We start from the raw sequence: 23,081 nt of genomic DNA, 5'->3' as shown, positions 1-23,081 counted from the left end.
CCGGGTCCCGGATCAAGGCCGGTCCGGACCCGGACCAAGGCCGGTCCGGAGCCCGGATCAGGGCCGGTCCGGGACCCGGGACACGGCGGAGTAGGTGCCCGTACGGGCCGTGGCGAGGCGGGCGACCGGGGCGTCCACGGCGTTGCGGTCGATCACGAGGCGGTGGCCGCCGTACGTCTCGGTGACGTTGCCCGCGTACTGGTGGATCCGGGCGCGCGGCGTCCAGGCCGCCGGGGCCAGCGTGGGTTCGGTGGCGAGGGCGGGCTTCCCCAGCCAGCGCGCGAACCACATCACGGCCGGCAGGTCCGCCGTGCCGGCCCTCCGCTGCGCCTCGATGTCCCGCACGCCCGTGTCCGCGCTGCTGTAGAAACCGGGCAGGTAGCCGAGGCGGCGCACCTCGCGGTTCCAGGCGCGGACGAAGGAGAGGGTGGTCGCGGCGCACTGCGCGTCCCCGCGCCGGTAGGCCTCGATGTCGAGGTACAGCGGGCTGCTCGTGCCCAGGCCCAGGGCCCGCGCGGCCCGCACCGCGTCGCCCGCCTCCCGGGTGCCCTGGCCCCAGGGGTCGGCGCCGATGGCGAAGGGCTTCTTGGCGGGGGCCTCGACGCAGGGCGCCTGGGAGCCGACGAAGACGGGGAGCAGCCGCCAGCCCATGGCCTGCACCGAGGCGACCCAGCCGGGGTTGAGCTCCCGCTGGCCGGGGCAGCCCCGGCCCCGCCCGCCGAAGTAGATCCCGACGGCCCCGTAGGGCGAACCGCGCCAGGCCCGCATCGTCTCGACGGAGGGCGCCTCGCAGGTGTCGAAGGCCTTGCCGGTGAAGTGGACGGGGGTGGAGGCGGCGGAGGCGGCGGAGACGGGGCTTCCGGAAGCCCCCGGAGCACCCGGAGTGCCGGGGGCTCCGGGGGCGGATGCGGCGGTTGCCGGAGGAGGGGCGGCGGTCGGCGCCGGGACGTCGAGGAGCGCCGTCCCGGCCACCGCCGCCATCAGGGCGAAGGCCACGGCCCGCACCCCGGCGAGGGGGAGCGCGGACCGCGACCGTGCCGGTGCGGACGTCGTGGCGGGCCGGGGCCGGGGCGGCGTACGTGTGCTCATGACGCGAGTGAAGGGCCGTCCGCCGCGCCCGGCCACCGGTGGGGCCGCCCCCTCGGCCGTACGCACCGGGTAACGACCCTTACGTGGGAACCCCGGCCCCGCGCCCGGTACCCCTACGGCCCGCACGCCGGTACCGAAGTGCCGTCGCGCGGGCCGCCGTTCGTCCTGCCGTGTCGCCCCCCGTCGGGCCGGTCTCCGCTGCCCCTCCCTCCTCACCACGGAGGGAAGGCGAGGACCGGGAGGGACTGGGCGATGTGGGTGAAGCCGACGGGGGAGGTGCGGACGCGTGCCATGACTGTTCCTCCGAGAAGCGAGAACTGAAGAACCGAGAACCGAAGAACCGAGAACCGAAGAACCGGGAACCGAAGAACTGGGAACCGAAGGACCTGGAATCGGGAGCTCGTGGGAGCTCCGCCGGACAACAGAAGCGTGGAGTATGTCTGAAATGCCTGTTTTTCCAGGGCAGTTGGCCGTCCACCCCGGTCGTTGTGCTCGACGTCGCACATGCAGAGTTGCCCACGGAATCCCCGGCGAACCGCCATGGAGCGGACGTTCCCTCGCAAGCGTGAGGACAGGCGGATAAACCCGGTCAGACGAAAAAGCAGCGACTCACGGGCGGGCGGAGAGGAGACGCAGGGAATTCACTTTCCGGTCCGGGCACGGCTCCGCTCCCCTCAGGAAACGCCCCCTGCGCCCCCTGTGCCCTCCGCGTCCCCCACAGCCTCCGCGAAGACCCGATGAGCCGTTTCGTCGAAGAGCACGAACCGCACCTCCTCGACCTCGGTACGGGCCGCCCGTACCGTCTCGACGGCGATCCGGGCGCCGTCCGCCATCGGCCAGCCGTAGATCCCGGTGGAGACGGCCGGGAACGCGACCGTACGGGCCCCCAACTCGTCGGCCACCCGCAGGGATTCCCGGTAGCAGGAGGCAAGGAGCTCCGAGCGGTCCTCGTCCCGCGACCAGACCGGCCCCACCGTGTGGATCACGTGCCGGGCGGGCAGCCGGCCCGCCGTGGTGGCCACGGCCCGCCCGGTCGGCAGCCCCTTGCCGTAGTGCGAGGCGCGCAGTTCCCGGCAGGCGGCAAGGATCTCGGGCCCGCCCTTCCGGTGAACGGCACCGTCGACCCCGCCGCCCCCGAGCAGCGAGGAATTCGCGGCGTTGACCACCGCGTCCACCGCCTCGTCGGTGATGTCGCCCCGGACGAGCACGATCCGCATCCCACGCTCCTCTTCTCCCGAAGGTTCTCCGGAGGCCCTGCGAACGCCCGGCGAACGCCCTCGAAGGCCCCGGACCCTACGCCGCCCCTCGCGGAAAGGCACTGCCATTACCACCTTCCCGCCCCCGGACCACCCCCGAGACGCGGGGAACGGCCCGATGGGTGACGTGATGCATACGTACGAGATGAGACCGACTGAAGCCGCGTCACACGTACGGGTGAGTATCAGGAGCCCCCGGAGCGGGTACGGGGCCGCCGTGACGACCGGGACGGCGAATCCGGGCGGGGTCGGTCACAGCGGGTGAAATAGCCGGTGAGAAAGGTGTTTCCGGCTCTCATGGATCGTCGGAGTGCGCGTGTCTAACCCCAAGCCGACGCCTAAATTGTTCAGAATGTCACTTACTGCCCCAGTTGAAACTATGAAGTTTCGTTGCCGAGGAGCGTGACATGCAGGTTCGCAGGTGGCTCCCTGACCAGCCCACCAGCATCGGCCGCCATGACTGGCCGGACGAGGGCGGCGAGGGAACTCATCTGCGACTGCGGGCCGGCTCCATCGTCGTCCTCGACCGACAGGCCTGGCGCGTCCTGGAGATCACCGGGTACCCCGGCGACCACTGGCCGGAGTCGTACGAGAAGGCCTGGCGGGACCACGTGGAGCTGTGGTGGCACGCCAACGAGCTGCGGCGCGCCAACAACCAGGCGGTCAAACCGGCCCCGGAGCGGGCCGAGTTCTACAAGCGCCCGGTGGTGCTCGTGCTGCGCAACGACAACCTGCCCCGGTCCGCGCCGAAGCACTGGTGCGCCCCCGCCAGCCAGGACTGGCAGGTCCTCCCCGAGCACTACGCGGTCTGCCGCGCCTGCGGCGAACTGCCGCCCTGCCACCACGGGGAGTACCCGCGCGAGGAGGGCCCGCGCAGGCCGGAGCAGAGCGGCGGCATCCCGTTCCTGGTGCCGAAGGGCTGCTGCATGGGCTGCGCCGAGCAGATCAAACCCCGTATGAGGACGGTCCGTTTCCCGGGTCCCAACCTCTGGTACCCGGACCTGGGCGAGGACACCGCGGTCTTCCACGCGCGCTCCTCCTGCGAGGACCAGGTGGAGTGCTACCGCGCGCAGTGGCAGCAGGAGTACGAGCCGCCGGCCTCGCGCCCCCACACGTCGGCGTTCCCGGGCTTCGACCACTTCGTCCTCCCCCGGGCCCGCCAGTCCCTGCCGCAGTCCCCCCAGGCCCAGGCGGCACAACTCCAGGCAGTACAACCCCAGGTCCCGCAGCCGCCACAGCCCGTGCACTCTGTGCAGTCCGCACAGCCCCAAGTCCCGCACGCACAGGCCCCGCAGGCCCCGCAAGTCCCTCAGGGACCGCAGTCCCAGGCGCCCCAGTCCTCCCCGGCCCCCCAGGCCCCGCTCCCGGCCTCGCACGCCCTCCTGCTGGCCACGGCCCCCCGCCCGGAGGAGGCGCACGCCTCCCCCACGACGGGAACGACAGGGACGACAGGAACGACGGGCTCCAACAGCTTCTCCCCCGCTTTCGAGGGATACCGCCAGGAACCGGAGCCCTACCTCGACCCCTACCCGGCGTCCGACCCCTACCCGGCGTCCGACCCCTACCCGGCCCCCGAGGCCTACCCGGCTTCGCCCCCCGACCCCTACCCGGTTCCCGCCGCGGACCCGGGCCCCGCGGGCCACGCGGTCCGGGCCGCCGAGGAGCTGAGCCGCACCCTGACCGACCGCCCGGCCTTCCACAACGCGGAGCAGGCGGCCCGCGTCATCGAGGAACTCACGGCGGCCGTACGCAACATCGCGCTCTGCCTCAACAACCCCCCGGCCCGCAACCACTCCTGAACACCGTCCCCGCCCCCGGCTCCGGGGACGCGCGAAGGCCCCCGCCCGGTTTCCCGGTCGGGGGCCTTCGCATCGGCGGTGGGTGTGGGATTTGAACCCACGGTGACATCGCTGCCACGACGGTTTTCAAGACCGTTCCCTTAGGCCGCTCGGGCAACCCACCCGTGCTCCGGACCGCTCGGCCGGGGCGGCTACAGCGTACCGGCTGGAGGGGCCGGGCGGCGGCGGGTGGTTCGCACGGAGTGGGGCGGGGCGGACGTACGGGTGCGGAGTGGGCGGGGGGCGTACGGGTGCGGTCCGGGGCTTCGGAGCCCCGGACCGCACCCGTACACCACACCTCGACCCGCGCGTCAGCTGTCGCCGGTGCGCTCGCCCAGGACGACGGTGGTCGTGACCGACCTGCCGTCGCGCTCGTAGGTGATCTCCACCGAGTCGCCCGGCTTGCGGGTCCAGATCTCACTGATGAGGGTGGGGCCGCTGTCGATCTGGTGCCCGCCGAAGCCGGTGATCACGTCACCCGGCTTCAGGCCCGCCTTCGCCGCGGGGCCGTTCGGGGTGACCGAGGGCGTGCCGCCGGTCCCCCGCTCGGCGATCTCGGCGCCCTCGCCCTTGTCGTTCATGTTCACGGTCGCGCCGATCACCGGGTAGACCGGCTTGCCCGTCCTGATCAGCTGCTGCGCGACGTTCTTCGCCTGGTTGACCGGGATCGCGAAGCCGAGGCCGATCGAACCCGCCTGGGTCTGGCCGAAACCGCCGCTGGTGGACTGGATCGCCGAGTTGATGCCGATCACCGCACCGCTCGCGTCGAGCAGCGGACCGCCGGAGTTGCCCGGGTTGATCGAGGCGTCCGTCTGCAGGGCGCTCATGTACGAGTTGCTGCCGCCGGCTCCGTCGCCCGAGGCGACCGGGCGGTTCTTGGCGCTGATGATGCCCGTCGTCACCGTGTTGGACAGGCCGAACGGGGCGCCGATCGCGATCGTCGAGTCCCCGACCGCCACCTTGTCGGAGTCGCCCAGCGGGAGCGGCTTGAGGTCCTTCGGGGCGTTCGTGAGCTTCAGTACCGCCACGTCGTAGCCCTCGGCACGGCCGACGACCTCCGCGTCGTACGACTTGCCGTCGGAGAAGGTCACGGAGAGCGTGCCGCCGTTCGCGGCCGACGCCACCACGTGGTTGTTGGTGACGACGTGGCCCTCCTGGTCGTACACGAAGCCCGTGCCCGTGCCGCCCTCGCCCTGGGAACCGCCCGACTTCGCCTGGATGGTGCCCACGCTCGGCAGCGCCTTCGCCGCGACCGCCGCGACCGTCCCCGGGTCGCGCTTGAAGGAGGCCGGGGTGTCGCCCGAGGAGACCGTGGTCGAGCTGATGCCGTCGTCGTTGCGCTCGGCCGCCCAGTAGCCGATGCCGCCGCCGATCCCGCCCGCGACGAGCGCTGCCGCCAGGACGGCCGCCACGAGACCGCCGGTCCGCTTGCGCGGCGCGGCGGGAGCGGCGGGTACGGGCGCGTGCGGGGCGCCCCAGGAGGGAACGGTCGGCGGGGGCGGCGGCCAACCGCCGGCCGGAGCCGCGTGTGCGGGCTGCGCCGCCGCCTGGACCGTGGGGGCCTCCTGGGCCGCCGGGTCCGGGATCGAGGCCGAAGGCGGGGCTGAGGCCGAAGCCGGGTCCGGGGTCGAGGCCGGAGGGGCCGATGGAGGTACGGGAGGCGCGGGAGGGACGGACGGGGCAGCCGGGTCCCCCGGAACGGCCTTGCCCTCGTTCTCGGTGCTCACAGCTCGCTCTCCTCGTTGACTGCGTGACTACGTTGACTGCGGTTGACTGCGTTGACTGTGTGACTACGTCGACTGTCTTGACTGCTGGGGCTGCGTGGGTCGGTTCGTACCGTGTGCCCGGTAGGACCGTCCCCGACGCGTGGGGTTGTGGTCGCTCCGGCTCCAGGGTGCTGCGACCAGCTTTTCCCACCGGACGTCAGGCCGCTGTAAGACGGAGCTGTGCATTCGCACTCCATCCTTTATAAAGGACAGAACGGACAGGCTCGGCGTGCCCGCCACGCCCCGCCAATGGCACCATGACGCGGTGACTCACGCACGGCAGCAACCGAACCGCGTCCCCGTCCAGGTCGTCGCCCACCGCGGAGCGTCCGAGGACGTACCGGAACACACCCTGGCCGCCTATGTGAAGGCCATCGAGGACGGCGCCGACGCCCTGGAGTGCGACGTACGGCTCACCGCCGACGGGCACCTGGTCTGTGTGCACGACCGGCGCGTCGACCGTACCTCCAACGGCCGCGGCGCCGTCTCCACCCTCGAACTGGCCGCCCTCGCCGAGCTCGACTTCGGCACCTGGAAGGGCCGGGGAGAGTCGGCCGAGAGCCCCGACCGGCGGGCCCCGGGATCCACCTCCGTCCTCACCCTGGAACGCCTCCTGGAGCTGGTCGCCGACACCGGGCGCCGGGTCGAGCTGGCGATCGAGACCAAGCACCCCACGCGCTGGGCGGGCCAGGTCGAGGAGCGGCTGCTCCAGCTCCTGAAGAGGTTCGACCTCCACGCGCCCGCGTCCCCCGAGGACTCCCCCGTACGGGTCATGAGCTTCTCGGCCCGCTCCCTGCACCGGATCGCCGCCGCCGCGCCGACGCTCCCCACCGTCTCCCTCGCCCAGTTCGTCTCGCCCCGGCTGCGCGACGGGCGGCTCCCCGCGGGCGCGCGCGTCGCGGGCCCTTCCATCCGGATCGTCCGGCACCACCCGGCGGTGATCCTGCGGCTCCAGAAGGCGGGGCACCAGGTCCACGTGTGGACGGTGGACGAGCCCGAGGACGTCGAGCTCTGCGAGCGCCTCGGCGTGGACGCGATCATCACCAACCGCCCGAAGCAGGTGCTGTCCCAGCTGGGCCGCGACTGATCCCCGCCCCCTCCTGTCCCGTCCCCTGCCGTCTCCTCGGCTCCCCCCTTTTCCTCACTTCCGCCCCATCCGTCACAAAGGACAAAGGGAGCATCAGGGGTTACAGGGAGTGCACCGGCGCGTTCCGTCCGTACGCGATCGTCACGAGTGCCTCATCCCACGCCGATTGGCCGGTTTCCGGTCCAGGTCATCGGGGCATTCACACCGTGGCGTGGGGCAAAGGAGGTCTCGGGGGTGGCGTTGGTGGTGGCACAGGAGGTGCCCACGTCGTCGAGCATGGCCGTACCCCATGGCCCTGCGGGCGTGGGTGAGGCGCGGCACCGGATGCGGGACGAGCTGTACCGCAGCGGGGTCGCGGAATCGGTCGTCGACGACGCGGTGCTGATCCTTTCCGAACTGCTCAGCAATGCCTGTCGGTACGCCAGGCCGCTGGGGCGGGCGGAGCGTGGCGAAGGGGACGTACGGGCGGCCTGGCGGGTCGACCCGGGAGGCGGCCTGCGGGTCGAGGTCACCGACGGCGGCGGCCCGACGCGGCCCGCTCCGTCGACGCCCTCGGTCACGGCGCGGGGCGGCCGCGGGCTGAACATCATCAGCGCGCTGGCCCAGGACTGGGGCGTGCGCGACAGCGCGACCGGCGAGGTCACCGTCTGGGTGGTCGTCACCGAGGGACACCGCCGCGAGGACTTCGCGACCCGCGTCGGCGGCGGTTCGAGCTTCGACTTCCTGGACGCGTACGACGACCTGGACTGAGCCTCGCGGAGAGACGACCGCTCCGGCCCCTCCGGGGCGTACCCCTACGGCGCCCCGAGGCAATGCCCTCCGGCTCCCTCGGGGCATCCCCGTCCGGCTCCCCCGGGGCATCCCCGTCCGGCTCCTCCGAGGTATCCCCTCCGGCTCCTCCGGAGGAGGCGTCCCGGCTTTCGCGGAGCGAGTCCCCCGGTTTTTCCGGAGCCGTCCGCTCCGCCGAACGTGCGGCCCGCCTGAGGGGCGGCGGCGGCCGGGGCGGCTAGGCTCGCGCCCGAAACAGCACCGCTGAACAAGCACCGCCGCGATCGGGAGAAAGCCACACCATGGCCAAGAAGCGCCCCCAGACGAAGGCCGGCAAGACCGGCCAGGCACAGGTCACGAACGGGGAGATCCCGGTCGTCGGCGCGCGCGAGCCGTGTCCGTGCGGTTCGGGCCGCCGCTACAAGGCGTGTCACGGCCGGTCCGCCGCGCACGCCGTGACCGAGCTCGTCCAGCGCCCCTTCGAGGGCCTGCCCGGCGAGTGCGACTGGGTCGCACTGCGCGAGCTGGTGCCCGCCGCCACCGTGCCGCTCACCCTGAAGGGCGGACTGCCCGAGGGCGTGCCGTCCGTGACGCTCGCGACCGTGCTCCCGATGGCGTGGCCGGCGCTCCGCCGGGACGACGGCTCCGTCCTGCTCGCCCTGCAGAACGACTCCACCTCCGGCGACCTGGCCCGCGACCTCGCCGACACCCTCCAGCGCGCCCTGGAGGCCGAGCCGGGCACCCCCGTCCCCGCGCGCCGCGTGCCGGCCGAGGGCCCGCGCCTCCAGGACCTGCTGGACGCCGACGCCCCGTTCGTCCCCGAGGTGCACACGGGCTTCGAGTTCTGGATCCCGCAGTCGGCGGACGGTGCCGACCCGGAGGTCGCCGCCTCCCTGGAGCGCGCCAACGCCGCCGCGATCCCGACCGTCCGCCTGACGGGCGTCGACTCCGCGTACTGGTGCGAGACCCCCGACAAGAACCACCTGCGCTGGGTCATGCCGTACCCGGAGGAGAAGCTCCTCGACGCGCTCGCCCGGCTCCAGGCCGCCGGCTCCACCTCCCTCGGCCCGGACACCCGGCTCGTCGGCTCCTTCCGCGCCCACGGCCTCGTGGTGCCGGTGTGGGACCTGCCGACCTCCATGACCGCCGAGGACTGCGAGAAGCCGGCCGCCGAGTTCTTCGAGCGGCTGACCGGAGCGCTCGCGTCGGACGCTCCGCTCACGGCGGAGGAGCGGCGGGCGCGCGGCGGCCTCACGAACCGTCAGGTCACTCTCAGCTGATACCCCAGGTGGTATCGGTGACTGACAGACCGACCAGTCGGTGACTTCCACCACAACCCGGTCTTCGGACAGGTAAATCCCTGTCCGAATAACCGAGATCGAATTTGCGAACAGCAGATCTCTTGTTACCGTTCTGGAAGCCCGGTCGCTGGTGCATCCCCCGTCGCCAGCGACCGGGCCTTTCCATGTCCGCTTCCGGCCCGGCCGGAGCGTCGACGTTCAACTTCCTTCGCGGTCCGTCGTGTTGCTGCCCGCCCGCAGCAGCAGCGGAGTACTGCCGCCCGCGTCCGCGCCGGCGAATTCCGCCACCGCCGTATAGGCCGCGACCGTGCCCGCACCGCGCTCCCGGGGCGTTTCGCAGGTGCCGGGTTCGTCCTGTGCCGGGACCGCGCAGCGCGCCTGAACGGTCCGTCCGCCGGGGGCCATGAGGGTCAGGAACGCGTCGAGTTCCTGCCGCGTGGCGTTGCGGTAATACGTACGCGCCCAGACATCGACCCCCTCGTTCAGGACACACGTCTGCGCTTCGACCCCACCGGGAGAGGCGAGTTCCGGCCCACAGCGCGTGATCCGCTCGGGAGCCGCCGGAGCGAAAGGAGCGGGAGGGCTGGGAGGGGTGAGAGGGGTGGGAGAGGTGGCGGAGGTCTCGGGAACGGTCGCTTCCGGCGTACGGAGCCCGGGGTCGAAGCCCTTCCACAGGCCCCCGGTCCCTCCCTCGTCCCCGGCCCCTCCGTCGTACCCGGCCTTCCCGTCGCCTTCGCTCCGGGCGTCGAGCGATCGTACGCCCTCTCCGGCCGGTCCCGCCGTCGCGACGAGCGGCAGCAGTACGGCGGCCGTGACGACGGCCCCGAGGGCGACCACGCGGAGGTTCACCGGAGACATCGGGCCCACCTGCTCCTGCTCGGCTGGAGGTCCGGAGATCCGGACGGTGGGGCGAACATAGCGGCGGGCGACGGGCGCCCGGACGGCCGCGCACCCGTTTCCCGTACGCGTCGGGCCGGGACGCACCCGTTCGGGTGAACGCCCGCCGCCACGGAGGACAACACGTGCTCGCCCCTCTTCCACAACAGGGTGGCGACGTGCCCTCAGTACGCCAGCCGGCTTCCGCCCCCGGGCATGCTCGTGCTCGCCTCCACCAGGGCGTCGACCACCGCCTCGACGTCCGGCAGCCACGGGCGGGCCGAGCCCGTGAGGGGCGCCCGCTCCCAGCGGACCTGTCCGGAGCCCGCGACCGAGGGCGGCAGCAATAGATAGCCGCCCTCCCCATGGAACCGCAGCGAACTGGGCACGCTGTCCTTCGCGTACAGCAGCTCGCCCAGCCGTTCCAGGTCGTACGGGGCGACGAGGATCGACCACCGGGTGGGGGTGGCGACCACCGGGCCGAGGCGCATGCCCGTCGCGTCGAGCGCGGCGAGGGCCCGGGCGCCCGCCGCCGCGGGGAGGCTGACCGCGCAGGGCGCGCCGCCGCCCGTGGCGAGGAGCACCGGGGCGTCCGGGCGTGCGGTCCACCACCAGCGGACCATGCGCTCGTCCGTGGTGGCGGCGAGCAGTCCGGGGTCGTAGGGGTGCGCGCCGGGCACCACGCAGCCGGGGTCGGGACAGGAGCAGTCGGACTCCGGGGCGTCCGCACGGCCCGGCGTCCTCAGACCGGCGGCCGCGCGGGACAGCACCTTCAGGCCCGCGGCCGTACGGGTCGTCGCCCTCAGGCCCGCGCCCGGCAGGACGGGCCAGTTCCATTCGACGGCGAAGGTGACCGCCGCGTCGAGCCGTGCGGTCCTCGCCCCCCGCCGGAACCGGAGCCTGCGTCGCCTTCCGAGGATCTCGCGCATGAGCGCTCGTTCCTTTCCGTTGAACGCCGAATTCCCATCACACCACGTGCAGATTCATTCACCGTGCGTATCAGCGCGTACCGGGTCGGCGGGCGCCGGACCGCGTGGAAGCGGGGCCGGCCGAGCCGGAAAACCGCGTACAACCCGGTGGAGCCAGGTGGAGCCCAGTGGAGCCAGGTCGGATCCGGAGCGGTTCGAAACACGTTCCCCGCCAGTCGGTGGCGGGCCGCGGCCTGCGGCGTGGAAGACGCCGGGGTCCCGCATCACGTTCCGGGGCAGCTTCAACCGCCCCTGCCTGTCACCGTTTACGTACCCCGCACGCTCGTAATGACGCGCTTTGAAACGACGCCAGTCGACCGCAAAAGGTGCACACCGGGGGTAATTTTCAGCCAACTTCACGCTTACTTCAACCCTCTCGCACGACCTCACGGACACCACTTTTCCCAGGGGGACAATGCTGGACATCGCTCCTCTTGTGCGTGTACATGTGGGTACATCGAGCGGCGCAGGATGACATGGGGGTTTGCGATGCTATGGCGTCAAACGCACCGGTCGGAAAGCCGACTGACATGAGTTCCCCCCGTCTGCCGAAAGTGGCTGGAATCGATTCAACGGTTCCCGCGCCACCGCACACTGTCGCGCCCCTCCCCGGGGTCCCCTCGGCCGCGCCCCCCTCCGACGCGGCCCTCCCTCCCGGCGTCCTGATCCAGGACCGGCTGGCCTCCTGGGTCTCCGACCTCACCACTCTCCACGAACTCACCGAACGCCTGATCAAGACCGACTCCCTCGACGGGGCCCTCCGCGAGATGCTCGGCGCCGGCGCCGCCCTCGTCGGCGCCCGCCGGGGCATGGCCGTCCTCGAACCCGCCGACGGCCTCGGCCCCACCAGCACCATCGGCCTCGGCCTGGCCCACGCCGACCTCGGCACCATCGAGACCGTCCCGCGCGGCTCGGGGAGTTGCGGCCGCCTCCTCGACGGCCTCCCGGAGACCGACCTGCCCGGAGCCGACCCGTCCCGAGCCGGCCGCCCCGCGCGCGTGCCCGATCCGATCGCCATCCGCGACGTGCGCACCGAGGAGGGGCTCGACCCGCGCCACCGCGAGGTCGCCGCCCGTCTCGGCTACGCCGCCAGCTACGCCCTGCCCCTCGCCACCGAGGAGGCCGGCCGGCTCGGCGCGGCCGTCTGGCTCTACGACGAGCCCGCCGAGCCCGACGAACGCCGGCGCCACCTCATCGGGCTCTACGGCCGCTTCGCCACCGAGCACCTGGCCCGGCTCCTCCAGGTCGAGCGCGCCCACGTCCGGGTCGCTGCCGTCGCCGAGGAGCTGCTCCCGAGCCGGCTCCCCCGCGTCCCCGGCGTCCGGCTCGCCGTCCGCCACCTCACCGGCCCGCAGGGCGGCGGCGACTGGTACGACGCGCTGCCGCTGCCCGAGGGCGCCCTCGGGCTCGCCGTCGGCTCCGTCTCCGGGACCGGCCCCGGCGCGCTCGCCGCCATGGGCCGGCTACGCGCCTCCCTGCGGGCGTACGCGGTGATGGAGGGCGAGGACCCGGTCGCCGTCCTCTCCGACCTGGAACTGCTGCTGCGGCTCACCGAGCCCGCCCGTTCCGCGACCGCGCTCTTCGCGTACGCCGAACCCGCGCAGCGCCGGATCGTCCTCGCCGGAGCCGGACACGCCCCGCCGCTGGTCGTCGGTGACCGCCGCACCGAGTTCGTGGAGACCTCGCTGTCGGCCCCGCTCGGGATGCTGACGTGCTGGGAGGCGCCGAGCGTGGAGCTGTCCCCCGCACCGGGAGAAACGGTGCTCCTCTACACGGACGGGTTGCTGCGCCGTACCGGTGACGCCACGGACCGGGCCTTCGCCCGGCTCCACGCGGCGGCCGCGAGCGTGCCGCGGGCGGACCGGCCCGACCCGGGCGCCGTCGCGGACCACGTCCTGCGGACCCTGCTGCCCGGTGGGCTCGACCCGGCGGTGGAGGGGGAGGACGTGGTGCTGCTCGCGGCCCGCTTCGAGTGAGGATTCGAGCAGGATTCGAGTGGGATCCGAGTGGGGACGCGCGTGCGTACCGGGTCCGTCCCGGTAAGCGGATCATGACGCTCCGGTAATGGGTCTTCCGGCCCTGGGGCCCCTTCCGTACGACCGTACGATGGTGGGGGTTCAGTGTCGTACCAGAGGAGGCAGACCCGTGGCCGAGGAGCTCACCCCGGAGACCCCGGAAGAGACCGAAGACCAGCCGATCAAGCAGCGCAAGAACGGCCTTTACCCGGGCGTGTCCGACGAGCTGGCCGAGAACATGAAGTCCGGCTGGGCCGACACCGAGCTGCACGGCCTGGAGCCGATCGCCCAGGCCGACCGGACCGCCGAGCGCCGCGCCGCGCTCTCCGCCCGCTTCCCGGGCGAGCGCCTGGTGATCCCGGCCGGCAAGCTGAAGACCCGGTCGAACGACACCGAGTACGCCTTCCGCGCCTCCACCGAGTACGCGTACCTCACCGGCGACCAGACGCAGGACGGCGTCCTCGTCCTGGAGCCGACCGAGGACGGCCACGAGGCCACGATCTACCTGCTGCCGCGCTCCAACCGCGAGAACGGCGAGTTCTGGCTCGACGGCCAGGGCGAGCTGTGGGTCGGCCGCCGCCACTCCCTCGCCGAGGCCGAGCAGCTCCTCGGCATCCCGGCGAAGGACGTGCGCGAGCTCGCCGACGCGCTCAGGGAGGCCACCGGCCCCGTCCGCGCCGTCCGCGGCCACGACGCCGGCATCGAGGCCGCGCTGACCGACAAGGTCACCGCCGAGCGCGACGAAGAGCTGCGCGTGTACCTCTCCGAGGCCCGCCTCATCAAGGACTCCTTCGAGGTCGCCGAGCTGGAGAAGGCCTGCGCCGCCACCGCCCGCGGCTTCGAGGACGTCGTCAAGGTCCTCGACAAGGCCGAGGCCACCAGCGAGCGCTACATCGAGGGGACGTTCTTCCTGCGCGCCCGCGTCGAGGGCAACGACATCGGCTACGGCTCCATCTGCGCCGCGGGACCGCACGCCACCACCCTGCACTGGGTCCGCAACGACGGCGACGTGCGCTCCGGCGAGCTGCTGCTGCTCGACGCCGGCGTGGAGACGAACGAGCTGTACACCGCCGACATCACCCGCACCCTCCCGATCAACGGCCGGTACACCGACCTCCAGCGCAAGATCTACGACGCCGTGTACGAGGCGCAGGAGGCCGGCATCGCCGCGGTGAAGCCCGGCGCCGCCTACCGCGACTTCCACGACGCCGCCCAGCGCGTCCTCGCCGAGAAGCTCGTCGAGTGGGGTCTGGTCGAGGGCCCGGTCGAGCGCGTCCTGGAGCTCGGCCTCCAGCGCCGCTGGACCCTGCACGGCACCGGCCACATGCTCGGCATGGACGTCCATGACTGCGCCGCCGCGCGCACCGAAGCCTACGTCGACACGACCCTCGCGCCGGGCATGTGCCTGACCGTCGAGCCGGGTCTGTACTTCCAGGCCGACGACCTGACCGTGCCGGAGGAGTACCGGGGCATCGGCGTCCGGATCGAGGACGACATCCTCGTCACCGAGGACGGCAACCGGAACCTCTCGGACGCGCTGCCGCGCCGCTCCGACGAGGTCGAGGCGTGGATGGCCTCGCTGAAGGGCTGACCTCCGCGTACGTTGGAACACGAAGGGCCTCCGCCGACCGACCGGCGGGGGTCCTTCTCCGTACCCGTGCGCCTTCCGCGTCCCGGGGGCTCACGCCATGAGGAGGGAGGGGGCGTCCTTCCACTTCAGGATCTTGTCGAAGCTGACCACCGCGCCGCCCCGGCCCGAGCGGTTGCCGAACTGCACGTGGTCGGAGAGCTCCTCGATCAGCCGCATCCCGCGCCCGTGCTCGGCGTCCGAGGGGGCCACGGGGAGCTCCGCGTACGGGAAGCCGGGCCCCGAGTCGGCCACCTCGATGCGGCAGGTCTCGCCGTCCAGGTACGCCGTCACCCGGTAGGCGCCCGGGAGCGCCCCGCCCGGACCGGCTCCGTCCGGACCGGTCCCGTCCGGCCCCGCGTTGGGGGCCGCGCCCGCGCCGCCGTGCTCGACCGCGTTCGCACACGCCTCGGTCAGCGCCACGGACAGCTCGTACGACACGTCGGGATCGACTCCCGCCGTCTCCATCGTCCCCAGCAGAAGCCGGCGCGCGAGCGGCACGCTCGCGGCTTCGCGCCGCAGATGGAGTGACCACCAGATGCTCATGCTCCAGCCTCCCGGCATAGGCTCGGCGGACCGGTGGCCCGGCAGCCCGACGTACCGATACGTATTGCCGTACGGGAGGCTTCGTAAGCGCCCGGGGGCGTCAAGAGCGCTCGTTCGGCGGATGCCCGGGGCCGGGGAACCGGTGTATGTCGCCCCGAAGAGCCTCAAGAGACCCAGGGGCGACCCCAGAGCCCCAAGTGCGACCTTCCGGACCTGCCGTACCGCGGTGGGGGGCGTGGTGCGATGATGGGCCCGCCATGTCTGCCCCCGCGCTCGCTCCACGGCTGCTGAGGGCCGCGGTGTTCACCGCGGTCTGCGTCGTGCTGTCCGCGCTGGGCCACGCCCTCGCGGCGTGCGCGGGCGTCGCCCCCTGGTCCCTGGTCGCCGGCTTCCTCGGCGTCTTCGGGTGCGCCGTCCTCTTCGGCGGACGTGAACGCTCCCTCGGCTCCGTCGTCGGCGCCCTCGCGGCCGGGCAGCTCGGACTGCACGTCCTCTTCGGCCTCGGGCAGCACCGGCTCGCCCTGGGCGCCCAGGCCGACGACGCCCTCGTCCGGACGGCGGCGCGGCTGGTCTGCGGGGTCGGGGCCACGTCCCTCACCCCCACCGACGCCACCAGGATCCTCACCGACGCCGGGCTCGACCCGGCCGCCGCATACACCCACGCAGGGCACGGCGCGGCCGCCGCGCCGGCGGCCCCCGCCGACGGCCTGCTGCCCGGTCTGCCCATGCTCCTGGGGCACCTTCTCGCCGCCCTGGCCACGGGCTGGCTGCTGCGGCGCGGCGACCGCGCCCTCGGCCGGCTCGTCGAACTCTCCGAGCAGGGGGCGGCGGAGCTCGCGGAGCACGCCCGGGTCCGGTCCCTGCGGGCCGCGCTCCGTCTCGTACGGATGCTGCTCGCCGGGCTGCCGTCGGCGGCGAGCACCGCGCCCCGGCGGGCCCTCCGCACGGCCTCCGACACCTCGCCGCCGCCGGTGGCCGAGGCGCTCAGGGACACGGTGATCAGGCGCGGCCCGCCGGCCGCCGACTGCGTCCTCGCAGCCTGACGCGGTCCGCTCGACAGGAGCGGGACCGCGTTCGTCCGCGCGCGCCCGCCCGGGTTCTCCGTCGTTCGGGTCCCCTTCGGGTCTCCCGTTCCGGGTCTTCCGTTCTGGTTCCTCCGTTCCGGGTTTCCCGTTCCGGGTCTTCCGTTCCGGCGTGCCGGGCGTCACCGTCCTGTTCCGTTCCTCTCCGAGCTGGAGTGTCCCGTCATGAGCGTTTCCCGTACCCCCGCCCGCCGCGTCTCCGCCACCCGCGCCGCCCTCGCCGGGGGCATCGCCCTCTCCTCCGTCGTGCTCCTCTCCGGCACCGCCTTCGCGCACGTCAGCGTGCAGCCGCAGGGCGAGGCCGCCAAGGGCGGCTACGCGACCGTCAACATCAAGGTGCCGAACGAGCGCGACAACGCCTCCACCGTGAAGCTGGAGGTCAACTTCCCGCTCGACCACCCGCTCGCCTCCGTCATGCCGCAGCCCGTCCCCGGCTGGAAGGCCGAGGTCACGAAGAGCAAGCTCGACAAGCCGCTGGAGCTGCACGGCAGGAAGATCAACGAGGCCGTCTCCAAGGTCACCTGGACCGCCGACGGCTCGGGCATCGAGCCCGGCTTCTTCCAGACCTTCCCGCTCTCCCTCGGGCAGCTGCCCGAGGACGCCGACCAGCTGGTCCTCAAGTCGATCCAGACGTACTCCAACAAGGAGGTCGTGCGCTGGATCGAGGAGCAGAAGGAGGGTGCGGAGGAGCCGCAGAACCCGGCCCCCGTCCTGAAGCTCTCCGCGGCGTCCGACGACCACCACGGCGGCGCCGCGCCGTCCGCGACGGCCACCGCCTCCGCCTCCACGGGGGAGAAGTCCGGTCACGACGACAAGGCGGGCGACCACGAGGAGAAGGCCGCAGCGGCTTCCTCTTCCTCCTCCGACACCACTGCTCGGATCCTCGGCGTCGTCGGCATCCTCGTCGGCGTGGCCGGTGTGGCCTTCGGCGTCCTCGCCGGCCGCCGCCGCTCGGCCTGACGGCCGTACTCCCTCCCGAAGGACACGGAAAGAAACAGCATGTCCGCACAGAAGACGAACACCCCCGGGTCCGAGGGCGGTCCGGCTCGCCCGGGCCGCCCGGGCCGACGCACCCCGCTGCTCATCGCCACGGCCGCGATCGTCGCGGCGATCGGCGTCACCGCGGCCGTCGGCCTCGGCGACGGCAAGACCTCCGGCACGGGCAACGGTTCCGTCGCCGAGGTCTCCGGCGGCACCGACTCCACCAAGGCCGCGACCGTCCTGGACCGGCCGTACGACAAGCCCGCGCTCGTCCTCACCGACACCAAGGGCGAGAAGTACGACCTGCGCGAGCGCACCAAGGGCAAGCCGACCCTGATCTACTTCGGCTACACGCACTGTCCCGACGTCTGCCCCATGACGATGAGCAACATCGCCATCGCCAGGAAGCAGCTCCCCAAGGCCGACCAGGACAAACTCCAGGTCGTCTTCGTCACCACCGACCCCGAGCGGGACACCTCCGCCGAGCTCGCCAAGTGGCTGCCCGCCGCAGGCGACCCCTCCTTCACCGGTCTCACCGGCGAGTTCTCCGCCATCCAGGCGGGGGCCCGCCAGATCGGCATCGGGATCGACCCGCCGAAGAAGGAGAAGGACGGCAAGGTCGTCTCCATGCACGGGGCCCAGGTGATCGCCTTCTCGCCCACGACCGACCAGGGCTACGTCCTGTACGGCGAGGACACGACCGCCGAGCAGTACGCCGAGGACCTGCCGAAGCTCGTCAAGGGGGAGAACCCGTGAACCGCCGCACCACCGCCCTGTCCGCCGCCGTGGCGCTCGCCGCCTCGCTCGCGCTGACCGGGTGCTCGTCATCGGACGGTTCCCCGTCCGGGTCCGGAAAGCCCGAACTGAAGGTCAGCGGCGCGTTCATGCCCAAGCCGGTGACGGACATGGCCGGCGGCTTCCTCACCATCACCAACGACGGCGACACGGCGGACCGGCTGACCTCCGTCACCAGCCCGATCTCGGACGACGTGACGATCCACGAGACGAAGAACCAGAAGATGCAGGAGGTGAAGTTCTTCGACATCCCCGCGAACGGGAAGCTCTCCCTGGCACGCGGGGGCAACCACATCATGTTCATGTCGCTGAAGGAGAAGCCCGAGCAGGGCGACAAGGTCAGCGTCGAGCTCCACTTCGAGAAGTCCGACCCGATCAAGGTCGACCTCCCCGTCGAGGCCGCCAACCACAACCCGCAGCAGCACTGAACGCGTTGACGGAGTGACCCAGAGATGACGACCACCGCCCCGCGCCTCGGTACCGCCCTGGCACGGCTGCTGATCCTCGCGGCCGCGCTCCTCGGCACGCTGCTCGCCGGCGCCGCGCCCGCCTCCGCGCACGCGGCGCTCACCGGCAGCGACCCGAAGGACGGGTCGGTGGTCGCCACCGCGCCCAAGGAGGTCAACCTGACCTTCTCCGAGCAGGTCGCCATGAGCGCCGACTCCATCCGGGTCCTCGACCCGGCGGGGCGGCGGGCCGACACCGGCGAGATACGCGACCTGTGCAGCGGCTCCGTCGTCCGGTACGGGGTGGAGCTCCGCGCCGGTCTGCCCGACGGCACGTACACCGTGGCCTGGCAGACCGTCTCGGCCGACAGCCACCCCATCGCCGGCGCCTTCACCTTCTCCATCGGGGCCCCCTCCGCCACCTCCGTCGCGCTGCCCGACCGGGAGCCCGGCGGCGGACTCGTCGGCGCCCTCTACGGGATCGCGCGCTACCTCTCGTACGCCGGTTTCGCCGTCCTCGTCGGCGGCGGCGCCTTCGTCCTGGTCTGCTGGCCGCGCGGCGCGGGCGTCCGCCCGGTGCAGCAGACGGTGGTGCGGGCCTGGCTCGTCCTCACCGGCGCCACGCTGGCGATGCTGCTCCTGCGCAACCCGTACACCGGCTCCGGCGAACTCTCCGACGCCTTCGACCTGGCGGGCCTGAAGAGCGTCCTGGAGACGAAGACCGGGGCCGCGCTCACCTCCCGGCTGCTGCTCCTCGGCGCGGCCGCGCTCTTCGTGGCCGTCCTCTTCGGCTCCTACACCCGGCGCACCGACCCGAAGGAGAAGAAGGACCTCGTCTTCGGCCTCGGCATCGGCGGCACCGTGGTGGCCACCGGGATCGCCGGCACCTGGGCCCTGGCCGAGCACGCCTCGACCGGAATCCAGCCGGGCGTCGCCATGCCCGTGGACATCCTGCACCTCCTCGCCGTGGCCGCCTGGCTCGGCGGCCTCACCGTGCTGCTCGTCGCCCTCCACCGGGCGCCCTCCGTCGAACGCGCCGCGGTCGAGCGCTTCTCCAAGGTCGCCTTCACCTCCGTGGCCGTCCTCGCGGCCACCGGGCTCTACCAGTCCTGGCGGCAGGTCGGCTCCTGGTCCGCCCTGACCGGCACCCGTTACGGGCAGCTCCTCCTCGTCAAGATCGGCCTGATGGGCGTCCTCGTCGGGATCGCCTGGATCTCCCGCCGCTGGACCCAGCGACTGGCGGACCTCCCTTCGGCGGAGAAGGCGGAGAACGCAGAGAACGCAGAGAACGCAGAGGACGCGGAGAACGCGGCGACGAAGGCGACGGAGGGCGCCGAGGAGGCGAAGGGCGCCCGAGAAGCGGAAGACCCCGAGGACAGCGAAGGCCCCGAGAATGGCGAGGACGGTGAGGACGGCGAAGGCTCCGGGGCCGAAGAGGGGTCCGGAGCGGCCCCCGCCGTCGACCCCGAGCGGGCCGCCCAGCTCGCCCGGCAGCGGGCCGCCGTCGCCACCGCCCGGCGCAAGCGGGAGCGGGACGCCGACCCCGAACGGTCCGGACTGCGCCGCTCGGTGCTGACCGAGGCCGCCGTCGCCGTCGTCCTCCTCGTCGTGACCACCGTCCTCACCGCGACCGAACCCGGCCGCACCGAGGAGGAGGCCGGACGGTCCACCTCCGCCTCCGGCCCCGCCGCCGTGCCCGACCGGCCCGTCGACGTCCAGCTGCCCTTCGACACCGGTGGCGTCGACGGCAAGGGCGTCGTCCGGCTCAGCCTCGACCCCGGCCGCACCGGCGCCAACGGGCTCCACATCTATGTCGAGCGCCCCGACGGCAAGCCGCTGGACATCCCCGAGGTCAAGGTCGCCCTCACCCTGGAGGCGAAGGACGTGGGCCCGCTGCCCGTCGCCCCCGACCGCATTCAGGCCGGACACTGGAGCGCGAGCGGCGTGCAGATCCCGATGCCCGGCGAGTGGCGGATCCAGGTGACCGTCCGCACCTCCGACATCGACCAGACCACCATCGACAAGAACGTGAAGATCGGCTGACCCCCCGTGAGCGAGAGCGACATCAGCGAGCGCGACAACCTTGAGATCTCCCGGCGACGGCTGCTCGGCACCGTCGGCGCGGTGGGCGCGGCCGGTCTGGTCGTCGGCGCGGCCGGCGGCGCCGGGATCTCGGCGGCCTTCTCCGGCGACGGCACCGCCTCCGCGAACGGAGCCGGAGGCCCGGCGGCCCTGACCACCGTCGGCTCGACCGAGGTGATGTTTCACGGGAAACATCAGGCGGGCATCACCACTCCCCTCCAGTCCCGCGGCCATCTGGTCGCCTTCGACCTCGCCCCCGGAGCCGGGCGCAAGGAGGCCGTCGCCCTGATGCGCCGCTGGTCGGCCACGGCGAAGACGCTGATGGCAGGCAAGGCCCCGGCGCAGGACACCGGGGTCGCGCTCGACGCGGGTCCCTCCTCCCTCACGGTCACCTTCGGCTTCGGCCGCACCTTCTTCGACCGCACCGGCCTCGCCGCCCGGCGCCCCGCCGGGCTGGACCCGCTGCCGGCCTTCTCCTCGGACGCCCTGGACCCCCGGCGCTCGGGGGGCGATCTGTGGGTGCAGATCGGTGCCGACGACGCCCTCGTCGCCTTCCACGCGCTGCGGGCCGTGCAGAAGGACGCGGGGGACGCGGCCCGGGTGCGCTGGCAGATGAACGGTTTCAATCGCTCGGCCGGCGCCACCGCGCGGCCGATGACCGCCCGCAACCTCATGGGCCAGGTCGACGGCACCCGCAACCCGAAGCCCGCCGAACCCGACTTCGACCGGCGGATCTTCGTCCCGGCCGGGGCCACCGGCGCCGAGGAGTGGATGGCCGGCGGTTCGTACGCGGTGGTGCGCCGGATCCGGATGCTCCTGGACGACTGGGAGAAGCTGCCCCTGGGCGCGCAGGAGAAGGTGATCGGGCGCCGGAAGTCCGACGGGGCCCCGCTCACCGGCGGCACCGAGACCACCGAGCTCGACCTGGACAAGCGCGGCCCCGACGGCGGGACGGTCATCCCGGACAACGCCCACGCCCGGATCTCCGCCCCCGAACAGAACGGCGGGGCGGCGATGCTGCGCAGGCCGTTCTCCTTCCACGACGGCATCGGTCCGGACGGGACGCCGGACGCCGGTCTCCTCTTCATCTGCTGGCAGGCCGATCCGCTCCGGGGCTTCGTCCCGGTGCAGCGCAAGCTCGACCGGGGCGACGCGCTGTCCCCGTTCATCCGCCACGAGGCCAGTGGCCTCTTCGCGGTGCCGGGCGGCCCCGCCGAGGGCGAGTACGTGGGCCAGCGCCTCCTGGAGGCGTGAGGCCACCCGGACGGCGAGCGACGCGAGACGTCCGGCGGACGGCGGACGGCGGTTCCCCGGGACCATTAGGGTGACGGCATGTCCGCCACCCGATACACCTATCTCGGTCCCGAAGGCACCTTCACCGAAGCGGCGCTGCGCACGCTGCCCGAGGCCGCGACGCGGGAACTCGTCCCCATGGTCTCGGTCCCCGCCGCCCTCGACGCCGTACGGAACGGGGAGGCCGCCGCCGCGCTCGTCCCGATCGAGAACTCGGTCGAGGGCGGGGTGACCGCGACCCTGGACGAACTGGCCTCCGGCGAACCGCTGATGATCTACCGCGAGGTGCTGCTGCCGATCGCCTTCGCGCTCCTCGTCCGGCCCGGGACCGAGCTCTCGGAGATCAAGACGGTCACGGGCCACCCGGTGGCCCAGCCGCAGGTCCGCAACTGGCTGCGGAAGCACCTGCCCGACGCGGTGTGGGAGTCGGCCGCGTCCAACGCGGACGGGGCCCGGCTGGTGCGGGAGGGCCGCTTCGACGCCGCCTTCGCGGGGGAGTTCGCGGCGGCGACGTACGGGCTCGAAGCCCTTGTGACCGAGATCCACGACGCGGAGAACGCCGAGACGCGGTTCGTGCTCGTGGGCCGGCCGGCCCGGCCCGCGGCCCCGACGGGTGCGGACAAGACCTCGGTGGTGCTGTGGCTGGGTGACGATCATCCGGGTGCCCTCCTCGAACTGCTCCAGGAATTCGCGGTGCGCGGGGTGAACCTGATGCTGATTCAGTCCCGTCCCACGGGGGCGGGGATCGGGAACTACTGCTTCGCCGTGGACGCCGAGGGCCATATCGCGGACCGGCGGGTGGGCGAGGCGCTGATGGGGCTCAAGCGGATCTGCCCCAAGGTGCGGTTCCTCGGCTCGTATCCGAGGGCGGGCGTCGCGGTCGAGGACGTGCGGGTGCTGCGGCGCGGCACTTCGGACGGGGAGTTCATGGCGGCCTCCGACTGGCTGGCGAGGGCCCAGGACGGTCGGGCCTGATCCGAGAATGGCGGATCGCGCGCCGGAGGGTGCACGGTCGTCCACAGGTACGAACCAGTAGTCCTACCTGCATACTTTTCAGTTACCCACAGAGGTTATCCACAGGCATTCCACTCGACCTGGGGACAAGTCGACACCACACTCCGGCAAGGTCGACAAATCGCCCTAGCCACTCCTCTTCACCGGGGGTGTCATCCACAGCGCTTCACCCGCGCCTTCGTCAGCATCCCCCACCAGACCCACTCTTCGGAGTGAGCACTTCCCACCCGAATGAGTGTCTCGATGGTGTT

19 protein-coding genes and 1 tRNA gene are annotated in these 23,081 nt (G+C 72.6%); 13 read left to right on the top strand and 7 right to left on the bottom strand.

Going from position 1 to position 23,081, the window contains the following annotated elements; all coding sequences use genetic code 11:
- Positions 1–57 precede the first annotated feature (57 nt).
- Positions 58–1,089 (bottom strand): DUF1906 domain-containing protein, encoded by a 1,032-nt coding sequence (locus OO47_RS02625; RefSeq protein ID WP_078489449.1) that lies wholly within the window; start codon positions 1,087–1,089, stop codon positions 58–60.
- 674 nt (positions 1,090–1,763) lie between these two features.
- Entirely contained in the window at positions 1,764–2,306 is a 543-nt protein-coding gene (locus OO47_RS02620) for an O-acetyl-ADP-ribose deacetylase (protein WP_030209366.1), read from the bottom strand.
- A gap of 446 nt (positions 2,307–2,752) precedes the next feature.
- Here OO47_RS02620 and OO47_RS02615 point away from each other — a divergent pair, with 446 nt between their 5' ends.
- Positions 2,753–4,144: a hypothetical protein gene (locus OO47_RS02615; RefSeq protein WP_030209363.1), complete on the top strand. Its 1,392-nt coding sequence runs from the start codon at positions 2,753–2,755 to the stop codon at positions 4,142–4,144.
- Positions 4,145–4,220: 76 nt separating this feature from the next.
- Here the strand turns inward: OO47_RS02615 and OO47_RS02610 are convergent.
- Together OO47_RS02610 and OO47_RS02605 are read right to left on the bottom strand one after the other, a co-directional pair.
- Positions 4,221–4,307 (bottom strand) — tRNA-Ser (locus OO47_RS02610).
- Between the two features lie 187 nt (positions 4,308–4,494).
- A complete protein-coding gene (locus OO47_RS02605; protein WP_030209360.1) occupies positions 4,495–5,910 on the bottom strand; it encodes a S1C family serine protease in 1,416 nt (471 codons plus the stop codon).
- Between the two features lie 304 nt (positions 5,911–6,214).
- Between OO47_RS02605 and OO47_RS02600 the strand changes: the two genes are divergently transcribed.
- The 3 genes from OO47_RS02600 to OO47_RS02590 all read left to right on the top strand — a co-directional run bounded on the left by OO47_RS02600 (position 6,215) and on the right by OO47_RS02590 (position 9,084).
- Positions 6,215–7,036: a glycerophosphodiester phosphodiesterase gene (locus OO47_RS02600; protein WP_030209357.1), complete on the top strand. Its 822-nt coding sequence runs from the start codon at positions 6,215–6,217 to the stop codon at positions 7,034–7,036.
- Between the two features lie 147 nt (positions 7,037–7,183).
- The gene (locus OO47_RS02595) at positions 7,184–7,786 is read left to right on the top strand and encodes an ATP-binding protein (RefSeq protein WP_078489448.1); all 603 of its coding nucleotides are present in this window, start codon (positions 7,184–7,186) and stop codon (positions 7,784–7,786) included.
- Between the two features lie 320 nt (positions 7,787–8,106).
- Positions 8,107–9,084, top strand: a complete 978-nt coding sequence (locus tag OO47_RS02590; RefSeq protein ID WP_030209350.1) for a DUF5926 family protein — start codon at positions 8,107–8,109, stop codon at positions 9,082–9,084.
- Positions 9,085–9,303: 219 nt separating this feature from the next.
- Here OO47_RS02590 and OO47_RS02585 read toward each other — a convergent pair whose 3' ends face one another.
- Complete coding sequence (locus OO47_RS02585; RefSeq protein ID WP_030209347.1) at positions 9,304–9,963, bottom strand: hypothetical protein; 660 nt, start codon at positions 9,961–9,963, stop codon at positions 9,304–9,306.
- Between the two features lie 203 nt (positions 9,964–10,166).
- Positions 10,167–10,910: a bifunctional DNA primase/polymerase gene (locus tag OO47_RS02580; protein WP_030209344.1), complete on the bottom strand. Its 744-nt coding sequence runs from the start codon at positions 10,908–10,910 to the stop codon at positions 10,167–10,169.
- Positions 10,911–11,443: 533 nt separating this feature from the next.
- On the opposite strand from OO47_RS02580, the gene OO47_RS02575 reads away from it, so the two are divergent.
- Complete coding sequence (locus tag OO47_RS02575) at positions 11,444–12,925, top strand: PP2C family protein-serine/threonine phosphatase (protein ID WP_078489447.1); 1,482 nt, start codon at positions 11,444–11,446, stop codon at positions 12,923–12,925.
- A 169-nt stretch (positions 12,926–13,094) separates the two neighbouring features.
- Positions 13,095–14,555 (top strand): aminopeptidase P family protein, encoded by a 1,461-nt coding sequence (locus OO47_RS02570; RefSeq protein WP_030209338.1) that lies wholly within the window; start codon positions 13,095–13,097, stop codon positions 14,553–14,555.
- A gap of 90 nt (positions 14,556–14,645) precedes the next feature.
- On the opposite strand, the gene OO47_RS02565 is transcribed toward OO47_RS02570, so the two are convergent.
- Positions 14,646–15,137 (bottom strand): ATP-binding protein, encoded by a 492-nt coding sequence (locus OO47_RS02565; protein WP_030209336.1) that lies wholly within the window; start codon positions 15,135–15,137, stop codon positions 14,646–14,648.
- 257 nt (positions 15,138–15,394) lie between these two features.
- Here OO47_RS02565 and OO47_RS02560 point away from each other — a divergent pair, with 257 nt between their 5' ends.
- The 7 genes from OO47_RS02560 to pheA all read left to right on the top strand — a co-directional run bounded on the left by OO47_RS02560 (position 15,395) and on the right by pheA (position 22,791).
- A complete protein-coding gene (locus OO47_RS02560; protein ID WP_030209334.1) occupies positions 15,395–16,180 on the top strand; it encodes a hypothetical protein in 786 nt (261 codons plus the stop codon).
- A 204-nt stretch (positions 16,181–16,384) separates the two neighbouring features.
- Positions 16,385–17,179, top strand: a complete 795-nt coding sequence (locus OO47_RS02555; RefSeq protein ID WP_030209331.1) for a YcnI family copper-binding membrane protein — start codon at positions 16,385–16,387, stop codon at positions 17,177–17,179.
- A gap of 39 nt (positions 17,180–17,218) precedes the next feature.
- Positions 17,219–17,956 (top strand): SCO family protein, encoded by a 738-nt coding sequence (locus OO47_RS02550; protein WP_078489446.1) that lies wholly within the window; start codon positions 17,219–17,221, stop codon positions 17,954–17,956.
- Entirely contained in the window at positions 17,953–18,423 is a 471-nt protein-coding gene (locus OO47_RS02545) for a copper chaperone PCu(A)C (protein WP_030209325.1), read from the top strand. Before OO47_RS02550 ends, OO47_RS02545 begins: the two co-directional genes overlap by 4 nt.
- A 24-nt stretch (positions 18,424–18,447) precedes the next feature.
- Positions 18,448–20,484, top strand: a complete 2,037-nt coding sequence (locus OO47_RS02540; protein WP_030209323.1) for a copper resistance CopC/CopD family protein — start codon at positions 18,448–18,450, stop codon at positions 20,482–20,484.
- 21 nt (positions 20,485–20,505) lie between these two features.
- Positions 20,506–21,777: an iron uptake transporter deferrochelatase/peroxidase subunit gene (gene efeB, locus OO47_RS02535; protein ID WP_030209320.1), complete on the top strand. Its 1,272-nt coding sequence runs from the start codon at positions 20,506–20,508 to the stop codon at positions 21,775–21,777.
- Positions 21,778–21,855: 78 nt separating this feature from the next.
- Positions 21,856–22,791: a prephenate dehydratase gene (gene pheA / locus OO47_RS02530; RefSeq protein ID WP_030209318.1), complete on the top strand. Its 936-nt coding sequence runs from the start codon at positions 21,856–21,858 to the stop codon at positions 22,789–22,791.
- Positions 22,792–23,081 lie beyond the last annotated feature (290 nt).

It is taken from the genome of Streptomyces bikiniensis, assembly GCF_000716625.1.
Classification (GTDB): domain Bacteria; phylum Actinomycetota; class Actinomycetes; order Streptomycetales; family Streptomycetaceae; genus Streptomyces; species Streptomyces bikiniensis.
Note: the sequence above shows the minus strand (reverse complement) of the source record. Positions and strands in the feature narration are given on the sequence as shown.

Coding starts and splice junctions, on each gene's coding strand:
- OO47_RS02625 (WP_078489449.1), bottom strand. CDS start 1,089: ATGAGCACACGTACGCCGCCCCGGCCCCGGCCCGCCACGACGTCCGCA.
- OO47_RS02620 (WP_030209366.1), bottom strand. CDS start 2,306: ATGCGGATCGTGCTCGTCCGGGGCGACATCACCGACGAGGCGGTGGAC.
- OO47_RS02615 (WP_030209363.1), top strand. CDS start 2,753: ATGCAGGTTCGCAGGTGGCTCCCTGACCAGCCCACCAGCATCGGCCGC.
- OO47_RS02590 (WP_030209350.1), top strand. CDS start 8,107: ATGGCCAAGAAGCGCCCCCAGACGAAGGCCGGCAAGACCGGCCAGGCA.
- OO47_RS02585 (WP_030209347.1), bottom strand. CDS start 9,963: ATGTCTCCGGTGAACCTCCGCGTGGTCGCCCTCGGGGCCGTCGTCACG.
- OO47_RS02580 (WP_030209344.1), bottom strand. CDS start 10,910: ATGCGCGAGATCCTCGGAAGGCGACGCAGGCTCCGGTTCCGGCGGGGG.
- OO47_RS02575 (WP_078489447.1), top strand. CDS start 11,444: ATGGCGTCAAACGCACCGGTCGGAAAGCCGACTGACATGAGTTCCCCC.
- OO47_RS02565 (WP_030209336.1), bottom strand. CDS start 15,137: ATGAGCATCTGGTGGTCACTCCATCTGCGGCGCGAAGCCGCGAGCGTG.
- OO47_RS02560 (WP_030209334.1), top strand. CDS start 15,395: ATGTCTGCCCCCGCGCTCGCTCCACGGCTGCTGAGGGCCGCGGTGTTC.
- OO47_RS02555 (WP_030209331.1), top strand. CDS start 16,385: ATGAGCGTTTCCCGTACCCCCGCCCGCCGCGTCTCCGCCACCCGCGCC.
- OO47_RS02550 (WP_078489446.1), top strand. CDS start 17,219: ATGTCCGCACAGAAGACGAACACCCCCGGGTCCGAGGGCGGTCCGGCT.
- OO47_RS02540 (WP_030209323.1), top strand. CDS start 18,448: ATGACGACCACCGCCCCGCGCCTCGGTACCGCCCTGGCACGGCTGCTG.
- pheA (WP_030209318.1), top strand. CDS start 21,856: ATGTCCGCCACCCGATACACCTATCTCGGTCCCGAAGGCACCTTCACC.